Here is a 16,841-nt window from a genome sequence, read left to right as displayed (position 1 = left end):
GCTCAGCGGCCGTACGGCGTCCGGGTCAGGATGAAGGTGGCGGCGTTCAGGTGTACCGAGCCGTCCGGCCCGCGGACGACCCGTAACTCCTCGGCGTCCTGGTAGCCGCTGACGCCGACGATCCGCTCCCCCGCCACCCGGTAGCGCCAGGCCACCGCGCCCTCGACGCGAGCCACCAACTCGGCGCCTTCCCAACAGAACTCGTACCGCGTCGTCCCCCAGAACCAGTGTCCGAGCGCAGGCTCGATCAGCTCAGGCACCGGGGTGGACGGAACCCAGGGCGTGGGCAGCGGCGGTTCCGCGGCGGCGTAGGCCTCCAGGAGCCGGCCCGCCGTAGCGCCGGGAGCCAACCCGTGGGTGCCGTTGCCGAGCACCACCGCGACCCGGCGCGAGCTTCGCTCGACGAAGCAGGCCGCCTGGAAGCCCGGCATCGAACCGGTATGCCCGACCAAGGTCCCGACCCCGGAGCTCAGCAGGGCGAACCCCAACCCGTGTCCGGCGGCCAGCGAGCCCGGCTGCGCCGCGGACCGGGAGATGAAGGCCCGCTCGAGGTTCTCGACGGTGGCCACCTCGGGGTGGCCGGAGACCAGGAAACTGCCCCAGCGCAGCAGGTCGCCCACCGTGCTCCAGAGGTGGCCTGCCGGAGCCATCGCGCCCGTGTCCGGGGTCGGCTCTTCCAGCAGCGTGCCCCGATGCACGTCGACGCTGTAACCACGCGCTGCGTTCGGACCCGGACCGTAGCTGGTCCGGGACATCGCGAGCGGATCGAGCAACCGCTGTTGGACCGCCTCCATCCAACTCTGGCCGGTCAACACGGCGACGCACTCGCCGAGGAGCCCGTAGGCCAGATTGGTGTAGTGGAACCGTTCGCCCGGCGCGAGGACCGCAGCGCTCTGCGACTCGGCGGCGATCAGTTCGGCGAACGAGCCACGACCGGCCCGCTCCCACCAGGTTCCGCTCGGCTCGGCCGGCATACCCGAGGAGTGGCTGAGCAGGTCGGCGATCGTCGCCTCCCCGAACGGGACCGGTCCCAGGACGTCTCGGACCGGGGCGGAGAGCGAGAGCTCCTCCTGGTCGACCAACTGCAGGATGAGCACCGCGGTCAACGTCTTGGTGATCGAGCCGATCCGGTACTGCGTCTCCTCGGGCCCTGCGACGACGGCGCCCCAGCCCTCACACCAGGTCGGTACGCCGTCCTCGGCGACACCGGCGACCACGGACGGCACCCGACCCGAGGCTTGCGCCTGAGCCAGGACCGTCCGCAGCGCCCGTGCTGTGGTGGGCAGGGCGCCGTCGCTCACGCGAACGCCTCGGGCGGCGGGCAGGAGCAGACCAGGTTGCGGTCGCCGTAGGCCTGGTCGATCCGGCCGACCGGCGGCCAGTACTTGTCGGCGTCGATCCCGCGCGGGAAGACCGCGGTCTCCCGGCTGTAGGCACGGTCCCAGTCGCCGACCAGGTCGCGGGTGGTGTGCGGAGCGCCACGCAACGGCGAGTTCTCCGGCGTCCACTCCCCTGCCCCGACCCGCGCGATCTCCTCACGGATCGCGATCATCGCCTCGCAGAAGCGGTCGATCTCGGCCAGATCCTCGGACTCGGTGGGCTCCACCATCAGGGTTCCCGCCACCGGGAACGACATCGTCGGTGCGTGGAAGCCGTAGTCGATGAGCCGCTTGGCGACGTCGTCGACACTGACCCCGGTCTCCTTGGTGAGCTGACGGAGGTCGAGGATGCACTCGTGGGCGACCAGACCGCCGTGGCCGCGGTAGAGCACCGGGTAGTGCTCGCCGAGCCGGGCGGCGATGTAGTTGGCAGCCAGCACCGCGACCTCGGTCGCCCGGGTCAGGCCCGCGCCACCCATCAGCCGGACGTAGGCCCAGCTGATCGGCAGGATGCCGGCCGAGCCGTACGGCGCCGCGCTGATCGGACCGATACCGGACCGCTTCTCGGTCTCCGGGTGGTCCGCGTGCGAGGGCAGGAACGGAGCCAGGTGGGCGCGGACCGCGACGGGACCGACGCCGGGGCCACCGCCACCGTGCGGGATGCAGAAGGTCTTGTGCAGGTTCAGGTGCGAGACGTCGCCACCGAACTCACCCGGCTTCGCGTGACCGAGCAGCGCATTGAAGTTGGCGCCGTCGACGTAGACCTGGCCACCGTGCTCGTGGACGATCCGGCAGAGCTCGGCGATGGTGTCCTCGTAGGCACCGTGGGTCGAGGGGTAGGTGACCATGATCGCGGCCAACGCTTCGGCGTGCTGCACGCACTTCGCCCGCAGGTCGTCGAGGTCGACACTGCCGTCGTCCGCAGAGCTGACCACCACGACGCGCATCCCGGCCATCACCGCGGAGGCTGCGTTGGTGCCGTGCGCCGAGGAGGGAATCAGGCAGACGTCGCGCTGGGTGTCGCCATTCGCGCGGTGGTAACCACGGATCGCCAGCAGGCCGGCGAGTTCGCCCTGCGACCCCGCGTTCGGCTGGATCGAGACCCGGTCATAACCGGTCACCTCGGCCAGCCAACCCTCCAGGTCCCCGACGAGTTCGCGGTAGCCGAGCGCGGCGTCCGCGGGGGCGAACGGGTGCAGGTCGGCGAAGCCGGGCAGGCTGATCGGCTCCATCTCGGTGGTCGCGTTCAGCTTCATCGTGCACGAACCCAGCGGGATCATCCCGCGGTCGAGGGCGTAGTCGCGACCCGAGAGACGGTGCAGGTAGCGCAGCATCGAGGTCTCGCTGCGGTACAGGTGGAAGACCTCGTGGGTGAGGTAGTCGGTGGAACGGTGCAGCGTCTCGGGCAGGGCGTCGGCGACGACGGTGGAGAGCTGCTCGAGGTCGACGTCGCCGTCGATGCCGAAGGCCGACAGCAGCGCGGTGATCGTGGCCTGCGTGGTCACCTCGGAGGTGGAGATACCCACCGTGTCGGCGTCGACCTGGTGCAGGTGCAGCCCACGGCTGCGCGCAGCGGCGACGACGTCGGCGGCGCCGGCCGGGACGCGGACCCTGATCGTGTCGAAGAAGTCGCGGTGGACCAGCTCGAATCCGGCGTCGGTCAGTAGCTGGGCGAGGACCGTGGCGTAGCGGTGGGTCCGGGTCGCGATGCTCCGCAGGCCGTCGGGGCCGTGGTAGACGGCGTACATCGAGGCGGCGACAGCGAGCAACACCTGGGCGGTGCAGATGTTGGAGGTGGCCTTGTCCCGCCGGATGTGCTGTTCCCGGGTCTGCAGGGCCAGCCGGTACGCGGGACGGCCGGCAGAGTCGACCGAGACGCCGACCAACCGGCCCGGGAGGTGTCGCTCCAGGCCGGTGCCGACCGACATGTAGCCGGCGTGCGGGCCGCCGTAGAAGAGCGGCACGCCGAACCGCTGCGAGGAGCCGATCGCGACGTCGGCGCCCAGCGTGCCTGGCGACTCCAGCACGGTCAGCGCGAGCAGATCGGCGGCGACGACGGCCAGCGCGTTGCGCTCGTGTGCCTGCTCGATCACGGCACGCGGGTCGCGGATCTGGCCCGAGGCACCCGGGTACTGGATCAGCACGCCGCAGAGCTCGCCGTCCGGCAGTCCGGCCCCGAGGTCGGCGACGACCACCTCGATACCCATCGCCTCGGCCCGGGTCCGGACCACGTCGATGGTCTGCGGCAGCGCGTCGGCGTCGACCACGAACGGGCCCGACGCCTTGCGGTTGGCGCGACGGACCAGGGTCATCGCTTCGGCCGCGGCCGTGCCTTCATCGAGCAGCGACGAGTTGGCGACCGGAAGACCGGTCAGGTCACCGATCACGGTCTGGAAGTTGATCAGCGCTTCCAGGCGACCCTGGCTGATCTCCGGCTGGTACGGCGTGTACGCGGTGTACCAGCTCGGGTCCTCCAGCACGTTGCGGCGGATCACCGGCGGGGTGATGGTGGCGTGGTAGCCCAGCCCGATCAACGACTCGCCCGGCTCGTTGCGCTCGGCGAGGGCACGCAGTTCGGCGGCGACCTGACGCTCACTGGCCAGCTCCGGCAATGCCAGCGCGCGCTGGGTACGGATGTCGTCAGGAAGTGCGGCAGCCATCAGCGAGGCCAGCGAGTCGACGCCCACCTTGGCCAGCATCACACCGACCGCGTCGGTGTCAGGGCCGATGTGGCGGCGCTCGAAGGGCACCGCGTTGTCGAGGGCGGCAAGGCTGAGCTGATCGGACACGAATCACTCCTGGGGTAGGGAACACACCGTTCACCTCCCCCTCTGTCACCCCGCGCTCGCAGTTGACGAACGCGTCGGCTTCAGAGTTGCCTGCCCTGCACGGTCCTGGCGCCTGAGAGGTTCCGGGGAGTGTTGCCCCTTCGGCGCTCCTGAGGATCAGCGATCTCCAGGAGACTCTCCCGTGCGGGATAGTCAGCAGGAGGAATCTACCACTGCTGCAGGCTGCGGCCAGCATGCGAAACGGGGCCGACTGTGGATGCAGTCGACCCCGTTCGGTGGTCCGTGTTCAGCCGGCCGTGCGCGCCGCCCGACGGGCAGCGAGTTCATCGCCGGCCACCCGCTCGTCGGGAGCCTCGGCACGCTCACTCGGCAGCTCGGCCAGCGACCCCTCGATCTCGCGCCAGACACCGCCGATCGCGATTCCGAAGACGCCCTGACCGCCCTGGAGCAGGTCGATGACCTCGTCGTTGCTGGTGCATTCGTAGACCGAGGCGCCGTCGCTCATCAGGGTGACGCGGGTCAGGTCGTCGGTACCTCGCTCGCGCAGATGCTGCACCGCGGTGCGAATCTGCTGCAGGGAGATGCCGGCGTCCAGCAGGCGCTTGATCACCTTGAGGATCAAGATGTCACGGAAGCTGTAAAGACGCTGCGAGCCGCTGCCACTGGCGCCACGGACACTCGGCTCGATCAGGCCGGTACGGGCCCAGTAGTCGAGTTGGCGGTAGGTGATCCCGGCGGCACTGCACGCGGTCGGACCGCGGTAGCCGGCATCGAGGGGCAGCGGCGAGACGTCATCGGTGAACAGCAGACCCTGTTCCTCGGCAGCTTGAACTGCCACCTCGTCTGGTGGGGTCTGTGGCGACCCGTTCTCGTTCACACGCACATTGACTCTCCGGTCCAATACTCCGTTCAGCGTAACTCCCGAGGGGGAAGGTCGCCGCTCGAACCCGGGCGGGCCGCACGACGTTGGAGTTACAACGGAGACATTCACAAAGGTAAGCCGCCGAGGAGGGTCGGTCAACGAACCACGCCGCGTGTCGCGACCCTCAACCTCAAGTTGAACCTCACCCCACGCTCAGGTGCTCTCGAAATCCTCGGGGCTGACGTGGTCGAGGAACTCACGGAACTTCTCGACCTCGTCTTCTTGTTCTTCAGGAGCGGCAAGACCAGCCTCGTCGAGGACCGCCTCGTCGCACACGATTCGACTACCGGTACGCAGCGCGAGCGCGATCGAGTCGGAAGGCCGGGCACTCACCTCGACACCCGAGGCGAGGACCAGGTTCGCGAAGAAGATCCCTTCGCGCACCTCGACGATCTGGACCTCCAACAACGAGTTGCCGGTCTCCTCGATCACGGACTTCAACAGATCGTGGGTCAGTGGCCGCGGCGGCACGACACCCTGCTGGGCGAAGGCGATCGCCGTGGCTTCAACGGCACCGATCCAGATCGGCAGATAACGACTGCCGCCAGACTCGCGCAACAGCACGATCGGCTGGTTGGAAGGCATCTCCACCCGGACTCCGACGACGTCTACCTCACGCATGGGCACTACCCTACTCGCTCGCAGAAGCGGCAGGACGTCAGTCGTTCAGACCGACCTTCACCAACGTGGCATGGAGCTTGACCGCCAACGCGGCCAACTGTGCCGCAGCGTCGTCGGCACGCGCCTGGGCGGCGCTGTCACGGCCACGACGCAGTGTGGAGACGGCCTGCTCCACCAGCCCGACCTCACGGTCGGCGGCAGTCTTGAAGGCACGCAGATGGCGCGGTTCGAGGCCGAAGTCGGCCAACTCCGCGGCAGTACGGGCGATCACCAGGTCGTCGGCGTCGAACTGGCCCTTGCGGTCCGCCTTGACCAGACCGTAGGTCTCCAGTTGGCCGAGCAGAGCCTCGTCGATCCCGACCACCTTCAACAGTTCACGGCGGGAGACCCGAAGGTCGGAACGCTGCCGGAACGAGTCCGCGGACGGCAGGCCGTCGTCGGCCAACGCGACCTGCGGCACGACCGGCCCCACCGCTTCGATGGCCGGCGGCTCCAGGCCGCGGTCGATCGCGTCCAGGTGCTCGCCGATCACCTTGAGCGGCAGGTAGTGGTCACGCTGCATCCGCAGGATGTAACGGAGCCGCTCGATGTCGGCGTGGCAGAACTTGCGGTAGCCGGCCGACGTCCGCTCGGGGTCGATCAGACCCTCCGCCTCCAAGAAGCGGATCTTGGAGATGGAGGTACCGGGGAACTCCTCACGAAGGTGAGCGAGGACCTCCCCGATGTTCATCCGCGCGCGAGAAGCCCCCGCGGCGGTGGCACCCGGTTCAGCCACCATGTCCAGTACGGCCGGTGAAGAAGACCAGACGGAACTTGCCGATCTGCACCTCGTCGCCGTCGGCCAGGATCACTTCGTCGATCCGGTCCCGGTTCACGTAGGTGCCGTTGAGGCTGCCGACGTCGGTGACCGTGAAGGTCAGACCGGTCCGACGGAACTCCGCGTGCCGCCGCGAGACGGTGACGTCGTCGAGGAAGATCTCACTCTCGGGGTGGCGGCCCGCGGTCACCACGTCGGTGTCCAACAGGAACCGTGCACCCGCGCTGGGGCCACGCTGCACGACCAACAGGGCGTGGCCCTCAGGGAGCGCGTCGACCGCTGCACTCTCGGTAACGCCGACGCCACGGTCGTCCGTCTCCGGAGTGACTCCCGAGGCACCGAAGGTGATCGTCGCGGTGGACTCCACCGGCGACTCCGCTGCTGGCGTGTCGACAGCGATCCGCGTGCCGCACTGGGAACAGAACCGGGCGTCATCGGGGTTCTGCTTGCCGCAGTTCGTGCAGAAAGGCATGAGCCGCCCCTCCCTGAGTCGTGTGAACCCTCAATAAAAAGTAGAGGTTGACGTCGTCAACCTATCAGCCGTCGAGTGAAGCCTGGTACGCCTCTGCCGACAACAGTTCTGCGACGTCCGCGGGGTTGCTCGGACGGATCTCGAACAGCCAGCCCTCGCCGTACGGGTCCGAGTTCACCAGCTCCGGGGTTGCGTCCAGCGCAGCGTTGCAGGCCACGACCTCTCCGGCGATCGGCGCGTAGACATCGCTGACCGACTTGGTGGACTCCAGCTCGCCGATGGAGGTGCCGGCGACGATCGTCTCGCCGACCTCGGGGAGCGAGACGTAGACGATGTCGCCGAGTGCGTCCTGCGCGTAGTCGGTGATCCCGACCCGCACGGAGTCAGCGCTCTCGCCCGGGGTACGCACCCACTCGTGCTCGACGGTGTACTTGAGGTCCTCGGGGTTCACGGCATGTCTCCTGATTCGGTGATCGCAGTCAAGGTGGGAGGCTACTGGTCCTCGCCGGACTCGGCGAAGTCGGTGTCCTTGTCGGGGACGACGCTCTCCACCACGACAGTGTCAGATTTTACGTAGTCCAACTCGCCCCCGACACGCTCCACCCGCTCGGCGGGACCGTCGGGGAAGACCAGCGCGTCAGCCAAGGTGGCGGGGTCGCCGATGACGTCGATCACGTAGGGCGCCTCGATCAGCGCACCGTCGATGGTGATCCCCTGGGCGGTCTCCCCTACCGAGCTCTGCGCGACGAACCGGATCTCGTCGTTGAACTCGATCGCCTCGGCGCCGGCGGCGCGCAGCTCCTGGATCGTGTCCAGCAGCAGGCTGGCGCGGACCTCGCCGGCGTCGTCGCTGATGGTGATCCGCACGCCCGGCCCCTGGGCGCCCAGGACGCCGGCCAGGATCCCGTAGACCTTGCGGTCCTGCTGGGCCTGCTCGAGGGCCGCCTGACGTTGCCGGGTGTCGGACTGGAGGTCGTCGCGCGTCGAACGGAGCCGCTCGATCTCGCGCTCGGCACGTTGGGTCGACGAGGAGAGTCCGTCGAAGACCCGGACCAGGTCGCCCTGGCGGAGACCGGCGTACTGATCGTCACGCTCGTTGGACTGCACCTGGACCATCGCCGCGAAGCCGACCCCCGCCAGCACCAGACCGATGATCCAATGGCCGCGGGTGGGGCGCTCGGTGGCCGCGCGGATCAGACGCTGACGGCTGCTGCGGGCCTCGGTGGCCGCGCGGTCGGCGTCGTCCGCCTGCGGCTGGTCAGGCATCGGCTGGTCAGGCATGGAAGAGATGCCGCCTGATCGCTGCCACGTTGGAGAAGATCCGGATACCGAGGACCACGATCACCGCGGTCGCCAACTGGCCGCCGACGCCGAGTTTGTCGCCCAGGAAGACGATCGCGGCGGCGATGACCACGTTGCTGATGAAGGAGACGACGAAGACCTTGTCGTCGAAGATGCCGTCGAGATAGGCGCGCAGACCACCGAAGACGGCGTCCAGGGCAGCGACCACTGCGATCGGCAGGTAGGGCTCCAGCCAGAGCGGGACGTCGGGCTGGAGCACCAGCCCCAGGACGATCCCGACCAGTAGGCCGAGTGCGGCGATCACGGATCTATTCTCCCTAACTCCAACTGAGGGTCATATTGCTTCGCGAACCGTAGCTGAGGTCGCGCACGACCGGGCAGGTCCAGCGAGTCATCGTTGCGCATCTCGAAGACGAAGTCGAAGGCATTGCGCAAGCCGAGGAAGGTCGCGCCGGCGGTCGACTCGGCGAACCGGGACTGCATCGTGTCCGGGTCGCCGATCGCGGCGATCAGGTACGGCGGCCGCAACGGATGGGCCTTGATCTGGATCGCCTGGTTCGCTGTCCGGATACCGGTGACCGCGGTCAGCCGTTGCCCGTTGACCACGATCGCCTCGGCGCCCGCCTGCCAGAGACCGGCGACGAGGGTGGCGAGGTCCTCGTCGCGGACCACCCCGTCGTCGCTTCCGTCGGCGGCGTTGTCCAAAGTGACCTCGACGCCCTTTCCGCGGGCCGCCGCGTAGCCGCCGATCAACCGGAGCCGGTCGACCTCGCGGCTGACGCTGCGCTCACGCTTCTCCAGATCGCTCAACCCGGCGCTCAGTGCGGTGTTGCCCTCCTGCAGTTCACCGACCCGGCTCTGCTTGGCGGCGAGATCCTCACGGGCGACGCCGATCTGCCGGATCACCACCTGGCGACCGTCCTCGGTCGCAGCTGCTTCCCGCGAGGTCTGCACCGCGGCGATCACGATCAACAGGCCGAAGAGCGCCACGATCACGGCAGCAGCACGGTGCGATCCGCCCGGAGCGTCAGGCAGACCCTGGAGCGCCCGGCGGGCCGCCACATGCTCGTAGTCCTCGTCGAGTGAGGCGTTGGTGATCCGGTTCAGGAGTGGTTCGCGCGGGTCAACCGACATCGCCACTCTCCACGGGTCTCGGTGTCGTGCGCAACAGCATGCGCACCTGCCAGGCATAGAGGATGCCAGCCCACCAGTACAGACCGATCCCCCAGAACGCGAAGGCCCAGCCGAAGACGTTGGCCAACATCGCGACGGTGCCCTCGCCGTCGCCCAGCAGAAGCAGCGGGAAGGCGTAGAGCAGGTTGAAGGTGGCGGCCTTGCCGAGGAAGTGCACCGGCAGCGCGCTGTAGCCACGGGTCCGCAGGAACGGGACCAGGAACCAGAGGAAGAGATCCCGCAACGGCAACAGGATCGCGACCCACCACGGGATCACGTCGCGCAACGCCAGCCCGACGACGACCGCCAAGATGTAGAGCCGGTCGGCGACCGGGTCCAGGACCTGGCCCAACGCGGTGAACTGATTGAGACGACGTGCCAGGTAGCCGTCGAGCCAGTCGGTGACACCCGAGACCATCAACAGGGCCAACGCCCAGCCGTCGGCCTCCGGCCCCAGCACGAGCCACAGGAAGACCGGGACCCCGGCCAACCGGAGCATGCTCAACGCATTCGGGACCGTCCAGATCCGAGGGCTCGTCCGCTCGACGTCCTGCACTACTACCAGCCGATCTCCAACTCCAACAATGGACGAGGCCAACCCTAGGGCACGTCGAGATGAGCGCCGTCGCGGATCTCCCCGACCAGCTCCTCCAACACGTCCTCCAGGGTCACGAACCCGACGGTCCGCCCGTCGTCGGTGACTACCCGGGCCATGTGCGCGCCCTTGCGCTGCAAGGTCTCCAGAGCGTCGTGGAGCATGTCGCCGGGTCGCACGTTGGCGAACGGGCGGATCCACTTCTCATCCACGGTCCGCTCCCGGCGCGCCGGGTCGGTCTCCAGCACGTCCTTGATGTGCAGGTAGCCGATCGGGAAGCCGCTGGGATCGCAGACCGGGAACCGGGAGAATCCGGTCGCCGCGCAGACGTCCTCGACCTCGGCCGCCGTGCACTCACGGGGCAACGTCGTCATCGTCTCCAACGGCAGTAGCACCGAGGTGACCGTCCGCTCGGTGAACCCGAGGGCTCCAGCGAGGCGGTCGTACTGTCCCTGGGCCAGAAGGCCCTCGCCACGGGACTCCTCGACCAGAGCGGCCACCTCCTCGCGGGTGAACGTGGAGGCGACCTCGTTCCTCGGCTCCACCCGCATCGCCCGCAGCACCAGGTTGCCGACCGCGTTGAGCGAGACGATCAACGGCTTGAGCAGGGTGACGATCACCATCATCGGCGGGCCGAGCACGATGGCGGCCCGGTCCGGGCCCGCGATCGCGATGTTCTTCGGCACCATCTCGCCCAGCACCACGTGCAGATAGACCACGACGCAGAGCGCGATCACGAAGGCGATCGGGTGCAGCAGGTCGTGCGGAACGCCCAGCCTTTCGAAGATCGGCTGGATCAGATGCGCCACGGCCGGCTCACCGACCGCACCGAGACCGAGCGAACAGATGGTGATGCCCAGTTGGGCGCCCGCCATCACCAGCGAGACGTTCTCCATCGCCAACAGCGTGGTCTGCGCCATCTTCGAGCCGGCGTTGGCCTTGGGCTCGATCTGGGTACGTCGGGCGGAGACCAGCGCGAACTCTGCACCCACGAAGAAGGCGTTGAAGGCGAGCAACGCGATCGCGACACCCACCGCAGTGAGATCACTCATCGTCTGCCACCTCCTCACCCTCGCGAACCGAGAGCCGGATCCGGTCAACCCGAAGACCGTCCATGTGCTCGACGCGGAGCGTCACGATCGGTGCCGATACCTCGTCGTCGTTGGTGCGGGTCGGCTCCAACGCCACCTCGACGACGTCGCCGGCGACCGGGATCTTGCCGAGTTCGCGGACCAGCAACCCGGCGATGGTGTCGTAGTCCTCGTTCTCCGGGAGGGTGATCGAGGTGATGTCCTCGACCTCGTCGGGACGCAACAGGCCGGAGAGCGACCAGGTCCCGTCGCGGCGTTGCCTGGCCCGTGAACCGAGCCGGTCGTGTTCGTCGGAGATGTCGCCGACGATCTCCTCGACAACATCCTCCAGCGTCACGATCCCGGACTGGCCGCCGTACTCGTCGAGCACCACCGCCATCTGGAACCCGTCACGGCGGAGCAGCGCCAACAGCGGATCGAGCTTGATCGAGTCCGGGACGACGATCGGCTTCACCATGATGCGCTTCACCCGCGTCGTGGAGCGCTCGTGAAGCGGCAGCGCGACAGCATGCTTCACGTGCACCGTGCCCACCACCAGGTCGTGCTCGTCCAGCACCGGGAACCGGGAGTGGCCCGTACTCCGGGTCAGGTCGATCACCGCGCTGGCGCGTTCGGTGGCGTCCAGACTCACCGTCCGCATCCGTGGCGTCATGATCTCGGCCGCGGTCCGGGTGCTGAACTCCACCGAGCGTTCCATCAACTCGGCAGTGTCGGCGTCCAGGGTGCCCTGGTCGGCGGAGCGGGCGATCAGCGACGCGAGCTCGCCGGAGCTCCGCGCCGAGCGCAACTCCTCCTGGGGCTCGACCCCGAGCCGGCGCACCAGAGAGTTGGCCGACGAGTTGAGGAACCGGATCGGGATCGCGTTGACCGCGGTGAAGCCCCGCATCAGATGCTGGGTCGCCTTCGCGGTCGCCAGCGGCATCGCGATCGCCAGGTTCTTCGGGACCAACTCGCCGAAGATCATCGTGCCGGCCGTGCTCAGCGCCAGCGCCAGCCCGAGCGCCGTAGGTGAGACCGCGCTCGACGGGACCCCGAGCGCACGGAGCGGATCGTTGAGCAACGCCGCCAGAGCCGGTTCGGCGAGGAATCCGATCGCCAGGTTGGTGACCGTGATCCCGACCTGGGCGCCGGAGAGCTGCGTGGAGAGATGCTGCAACGCCTTCTGCACGCCCGCCGCGCCGCCGTCGCCCTGGGCGACCGCCGCTTCGACCGCACTGCGGTCGACGGTGACGAAGGAGAACTCAGCCGCGACGAAGACGCCACAAGCGAGTATCAACAGCACGGCCACGCCGAGCAGGATCCATTCGGTCAGCATCGCTCTCCCCCAGCTTCGGGATCAACGAGCAAGGGACTTTGAGAACCGTCCATGGTGGCGCGTGTTGCCGCTTTCGTAGGAGACAAGGTGCGTGGTGCCACGTCAGCCTAGCGAAACCCCCGGGCCGGCGCACGCCGCGCAGGAGCCGGCGCAGCGGGCCGGGCACCGCTCGCCAAGGCGCCGAGACCCACCACGAGGTGGAGGGCGACGATCGCCCAGACCCCAGGGGTCGCCCACGCGGCGAAGCGGACTGCGACGCCGACGATCACCACAAGATGGAGCAGCACGACGCCGCACCACAGCACCGAAGCGACCGGCTCGGCCAGCCTTCCGCGCCACCACCACGCCACCACCAGCATCAGCGGCGCCAGGTAGAACCAGGTGATCCAGACGGTGTGCCACCAGGCGCCGAGACGGGCCAGGTCCCGCCCCGACTCCCACGGAGTGACGCCGAGACCCGCCAGGATCACCGGGACCGGCGCGGCCAGCAGGATCGCGCCGAACGCCGTCAACCGAGCGGGCGTGGCTCAGTCCACCGAGTCGAAGGAGGAGATGCAGGACCGGCCGTCGTCGTCCTTCACGATCACCTTGACGCTGACCGCGCCGTAGGTCTCCTCGTCCTGGAGCCCGGGCTCGTCGGTCGAGATGTGGACCACGAAGGAGCCGGCCGCCTCGCCCTCCACGTCGGAGATCCGGTAGTCGACCTGCGGGTCCTGGGTACCGGCGTCCGCCCGTGCCTGCGCGATCCCGTCCACCAGCACCGCCCGCTCCTCGGCGGTCGGGGCGTCGCACATCAGATCGATCGCCGCGTCCACATCGAGTTCCTCGGCCGCCGCGACGGCGTCGTCGGCGACCTCGGAGACCGAACCTGCGTCACCGCCGGTCAGGGCCCAGACCGCGGCCCCGACACCGACCAGCACCACCACGGCACCGCCGACCACCAGGGCAGCGAGCCTGCCGTTCCGGCGCGGGTTGTCGGGAGACGCAGCACCGCCCGTGGCGGGATCCTGGATGTTCATGCCGGGATCGTGCCACGGGCGGTGGCGGTGTGTCAGACGTTCCTGCGGTACTGGCCGCCCACCTCGAAGAAGGCTTCGGTGACCTGCTGCAGGGAGCAGACCCGAGCGGCGTCCATCAGCACCGCGAAGACGTTCTCACCGTTGACCGCCGCCTCCTTGAGCCGAGCGAGCGCGGCCTCCGCCTCACTGCGGTGGGTCTGCTGGTAGGCGCGGACCCGGGAGAGCTGCGACTCCTTCTCCGACTCGGTCGCTCGAGCGAGCTCAACGGTGTGCTCCTCGTCGTCCTCGTGCGGGTTGCGGAAGGTGTTGACGCCGACGATCGGCAGCGAGCCGTCGTGCTTCTTGTGCTCGTAGAGCATCGACTCGTCCTGGATCCGGCCACGCTGGTAGCCGGTCTCCATCGCGCCGAGCACTCCACCGCGCTCGCTGATCCGGTCGAACTCGGCAAGCACCGCAGCCTCGACCAGGTCGGTCAGCTCGTCGATGATGTAGGAACCCTGGAGCGGGTTCTCGTTCATCGCCAGGCCCCACTCGCGGTTGATGATGAGTTGGATCGCCAGAGCCCGGCGCACCGACTCCTCGGTCGGGGTGGTGACCGCCTCGTCGTACGCGTTGGTGTGCAGGCTGTTCGCGTTGTCGTAGATCGCGATCAGGGCCTGCAGCGTGGTGCGGATGTCGTTGAAGTTCATCTCCTGGGCGTGCAGCGAGCGGCCCGAGGTCTGGACGTGGTACTTCAGCTTCTGGGAACGGTCGTTGGCGCCGTACTTCTCCTTCATCGCCACCGCCCAGATCCGTCGCGCGACCCGGCCGATCACCGAGTACTCGGGGTCCATGCCGTTGGAGAAGAAGAACGACAGGTTCGGCGCGAAGTCGTCGATGTTCATCCCACGGGCGAGGTAGGCCTCGACGTAGGTGAAACCGTTCGCCAAGGTGAAGGCGAGCTGGCTGATCGGGTTCGCTCCGGCCTCGGCGATGTGGTAGCCCGAGATCGAGACCGAGTAGAAGTTGCGGACCTGGTGCTGGATGAACCACTCCTGGATGTCGGCCATCATCCGCAGGCTGAACTCGGTGGAGAACAGGCAGGTGTTCTGGCCCTGGTCCTCCTTGAGGATGTCGGCCTGCACCGTGCCGCGCACGTTCGCGACCGCGTAGGCGGCCAACTCGGCCTTCTCGTCCAGGTTGGGCTCGCGCCCCTCCTTCGCCCGGAAGGCGTCGACCTGCTGGTCGATCGCGGTGTTGAGGAAGAAGGCCAGCACCGTCGGCGCGGGGCCGTTGATCGTCATCGAGACGCTGGTCGTCGGCGAGACCAGGTCGAAGCCGTCGTAGAGCACCTTCATGTCGTCCAAGGTGGCGACCGAGACACCCGAGGTGCCGACCTTGCCGTAGACGTCGGGGCGCGGGTCGGGATCACGACCGTAGAGGGTGACGGAGTCGAACGCCGTCGAGAGGCGGGTGGCGTCGCCCTCCTGGGAGAGGATCTTGAACCGTCGGTTGGTCCGCGCCGGGTCGCCCTCACCCGCGAACATCCGAGCCGGGTCCTCGCCGTCCCGCTTGAACGGGAAGACGCCTGCGGTGTACGGGAAGTACCCGGGCAGGTTCTCCTTGCGCCAGTAGCGGACCAGTTCGCCACGGTCGGCGAACTTCGGCAGCGAGACTCGCGGCACCTTGGTACCGGCCAGCGACTCCTTGGTGAGCTTGGTGACGATCTCCTTGTCGCGGACCTTCACCACCTGCTCGTCGCCGGAGTAGGAGTCGACGACCTCGGCCCACCCGTCGATCTGGTCGGCGATGGTGTGCGGCACGTCCTTGCGGGCCGCCTCCAGCAGTGCGGGGACTCCGCCTGCTTCGCTGTCGGCGGCGGCGAGGTCGGCGCTGACCTCCTCGAGGCGCTGCACCTTGCGGACCGCGTCGATCAGGTTCTCGGTCTCGTCGTGGTAGCCACGCACGGCCTCGGAGATCTCGGCGAGGTACCGGACCCGGCTGGTCGGCACCACCTGGGCGATGCCCGAGGAATACTTGACGCCGACCGGAGCCAGCGTGCCCTCGGAGACCACCAGGCCGTGCTCGACCAGAGCGTCGCGCAGGTGCTGGTAGAGAGCGGTGACGCCGTCGTCGTTGAAGGTCGCAGCCGACGTGCCGTAGACGGGCATCGCCTCGGGTCCCTGGCCGAACGCCTCGCGGTTGCGGACCAGTTGGCGCCCGACGTCGCGCAGTGCGTCCTTGGCGCCGCGGCGCTCGAACTTGTTGATCGCCACGGTGTCGGCGAAGTCGAGCATGTCGATCTTCTCGAGCTGCGAGGCGGCGCCGAACTCCGGCGTCATCACGTACATGGAGTGGTCGACGAAGGGCAGGATGCCGGCGTCGCCCTGGCCGATGCCAGGGGTCTCCACGATCACCAGGTCGAATCCAGCGGCCTTGGCCACCGCGATCACGTCGGTAAGGCCGGTCGGCACCTCGTGGCTGCCGCGGGTCGCCAGTGAACGGAAGAAGACCGAGGTCTCGCCGTTCGGGTTGTGCAGCGCGTTCATCCGGATCCGGTCGCCGAGCAGCGCGCCACCTCCGCGGCGGCGGGTCGGGTCAACCGCGATCACGGCGATCTTGATCTTGTCCTGCTGGTCGTTGCGGAAGCGGCGCACCAACTCGTCGGTCAGGCTGGACTTTCCGGAGCCACCGGTACCGGTGATACCGAGCACCGGCACCACCCTGGCGGCGGCCGCAGCGTTGATCGCGTCCAGCACGTCAGCGGGGAGCTCACCGAGCTCGGCGCCTGTGATCGCGCGGGCCACCGAGAACCGGTCGCCGGTCAGAACGGCCTCGGCGGTGACGCCGCCGGCCTGCCACAGGTCGATGTCGCAGGCCTCGATCATCGAGTTGATCATGCCGACGAGGCCGAGGCGCTGACCGTCCTCGGGCGAGAAGATCTTGACGCCGCTCTTGGCGAGGCGCGCGATCTCCTCGGGCACGATGACCCCGCCACCGCCGCCGTAGACCTTGATGTGTCCGGCGCCGCGCTCGGCGAGCGACTGCACCAGGTACTCGAAGTATTCGACGTGGCCGCCCTGGTAGGAGGAGACAGCGACGCCCTGGACGTCCTCCTCGATCGCGGCCTCGACGACCTCCTGGACCGAACGGTTGTGCCCGAGGTGGATCACCTCGGCCCCCTGTGACTGCAGGATCCGCCGCATGATGTTGATCGAGGCATCGTGGCCGTCGAAGAGGCTCGAGGCGGTGACGAACCGAACCGGGTGCTTCGGCTGGTGCAAGGCGTTGGTGCTCACAGGGCGCTCCGCATTCAACTAGTAGGACTTCCAACTAAATAGTAGGACGTCCAACCAATATGCGACAA

At 68.3% G+C, this 16,841-nt stretch carries 16 protein-coding genes and 1 riboswitch; all 16 genes read right to left on the bottom strand.

Going from position 1 to position 16,841, the window contains the following annotated elements:
- Positions 1-2: 2 nt before the first annotated feature.
- Positions 3-1,301 carry a serine hydrolase domain-containing protein gene (locus ACLM5J_RS12285; RefSeq protein WP_413656699.1) on the bottom strand — a complete coding sequence of 433 codons (1,299 nt, stop codon included), beginning with the start codon at positions 1,299-1,301 and terminating at the stop codon, positions 3-5.
- Positions 1,298-4,168, bottom strand: a complete 2,871-nt coding sequence (gcvP, locus tag ACLM5J_RS12280) for an aminomethyl-transferring glycine dehydrogenase (RefSeq protein WP_413656698.1) — start codon at positions 4,166-4,168, stop codon at positions 1,298-1,300. The genes ACLM5J_RS12285 and gcvP overlap by 4 nt, the downstream gene beginning before the upstream one ends.
- A gap of 90 nt (positions 4,169-4,258) precedes the next feature.
- A riboswitch (glycine riboswitch) is annotated at positions 4,259-4,360 on the bottom strand.
- A gap of 94 nt (positions 4,361-4,454) precedes the next feature.
- Entirely contained in the window at positions 4,455-5,051 is a 597-nt protein-coding gene (locus ACLM5J_RS12275) for a MerR family transcriptional regulator (RefSeq protein ID WP_413656697.1), read from the bottom strand.
- Positions 5,052-5,243: 192 nt separating this feature from the next.
- Positions 5,244-5,711, bottom strand: coding sequence for a bifunctional nuclease family protein (locus ACLM5J_RS12270; protein ID WP_413656696.1), 468 nt, complete (start codon positions 5,709-5,711; stop codon positions 5,244-5,246).
- A 37-nt stretch (positions 5,712-5,748) separates the two neighbouring features.
- Positions 5,749-6,486: a MerR family transcriptional regulator gene (locus tag ACLM5J_RS12265; RefSeq protein WP_413656695.1), complete on the bottom strand. Its 738-nt coding sequence runs from the start codon at positions 6,484-6,486 to the stop codon at positions 5,749-5,751.
- Positions 6,479-7,000 carry an FHA domain-containing protein gene (locus ACLM5J_RS12260; protein WP_413656694.1) on the bottom strand — a complete coding sequence of 174 codons (522 nt, stop codon included), beginning with the start codon at positions 6,998-7,000 and terminating at the stop codon, positions 6,479-6,481. The genes ACLM5J_RS12265 and ACLM5J_RS12260 overlap by 8 nt, the downstream gene beginning before the upstream one ends.
- Before the next feature lie 64 nt (positions 7,001-7,064).
- Positions 7,065-7,451 carry a glycine cleavage system protein GcvH gene (gene gcvH / locus ACLM5J_RS12255; protein ID WP_413656693.1) on the bottom strand — a complete coding sequence of 129 codons (387 nt, stop codon included), beginning with the start codon at positions 7,449-7,451 and terminating at the stop codon, positions 7,065-7,067.
- A gap of 41 nt (positions 7,452-7,492) precedes the next feature.
- Positions 7,493-8,281: a DUF881 domain-containing protein gene (locus tag ACLM5J_RS12250; protein WP_413656692.1), complete on the bottom strand. Its 789-nt coding sequence runs from the start codon at positions 8,279-8,281 to the stop codon at positions 7,493-7,495.
- A complete protein-coding gene (locus tag ACLM5J_RS12245) occupies positions 8,274-8,606 on the bottom strand; it encodes a small basic family protein (protein WP_343992499.1) in 333 nt (110 codons plus the stop codon). Before ACLM5J_RS12245 ends, ACLM5J_RS12250 begins: the two co-directional genes overlap by 8 nt.
- A complete protein-coding gene (locus ACLM5J_RS12240) occupies positions 8,603-9,436 on the bottom strand; it encodes a DUF881 domain-containing protein (protein ID WP_413656691.1) in 834 nt (277 codons plus the stop codon). The genes ACLM5J_RS12245 and ACLM5J_RS12240 overlap by 4 nt, the downstream gene beginning before the upstream one ends.
- Positions 9,426-10,031, bottom strand: a complete 606-nt coding sequence (locus ACLM5J_RS12235) for a CDP-alcohol phosphatidyltransferase family protein (RefSeq protein ID WP_413656690.1) — start codon at positions 10,029-10,031, stop codon at positions 9,426-9,428. The genes ACLM5J_RS12240 and ACLM5J_RS12235 overlap by 11 nt, the downstream gene beginning before the upstream one ends.
- Positions 10,032-10,075: 44 nt before the next feature.
- A complete protein-coding gene (locus tag ACLM5J_RS12230; protein ID WP_413656689.1) occupies positions 10,076-11,122 on the bottom strand; it encodes a hemolysin family protein in 1,047 nt (348 codons plus the stop codon).
- Positions 11,115-12,476, bottom strand: a complete 1,362-nt coding sequence (locus tag ACLM5J_RS12225) for a hemolysin family protein (RefSeq protein ID WP_413656688.1) — start codon at positions 12,474-12,476, stop codon at positions 11,115-11,117. Before ACLM5J_RS12225 ends, ACLM5J_RS12230 begins: the two co-directional genes overlap by 8 nt.
- A gap of 107 nt (positions 12,477-12,583) precedes the next feature.
- The gene (locus tag ACLM5J_RS12220) at positions 12,584-12,988 is read right to left on the bottom strand and encodes a hypothetical protein (RefSeq protein ID WP_413656687.1); all 405 of its coding nucleotides are present in this window, start codon (positions 12,986-12,988) and stop codon (positions 12,584-12,586) included.
- Between the two features lie 15 nt (positions 12,989-13,003).
- On the bottom strand, positions 13,004-13,495 hold the full coding sequence (locus tag ACLM5J_RS12215; RefSeq protein WP_413656686.1) for a hypothetical protein: 492 nt from the start codon (positions 13,493-13,495) through the stop codon (positions 13,004-13,006).
- 32 nt (positions 13,496-13,527) lie between these two features.
- A complete protein-coding gene (icmF, locus tag ACLM5J_RS12210) occupies positions 13,528-16,773 on the bottom strand; it encodes a fused isobutyryl-CoA mutase/GTPase IcmF (RefSeq protein ID WP_413656685.1) in 3,246 nt (1,081 codons plus the stop codon).
- Positions 16,774-16,841 lie beyond the last annotated feature (68 nt).

This window comes from Nocardioides sp. Bht2, assembly GCF_047308515.1.
Classification (GTDB): Bacteria; Actinomycetota; Actinomycetes; order Propionibacteriales; family Nocardioidaceae; genus Nocardioides.
The sequence above is the reverse complement of the archived record's forward strand: the minus strand, read 5'-3'. Positions and strand labels throughout refer to the sequence as shown.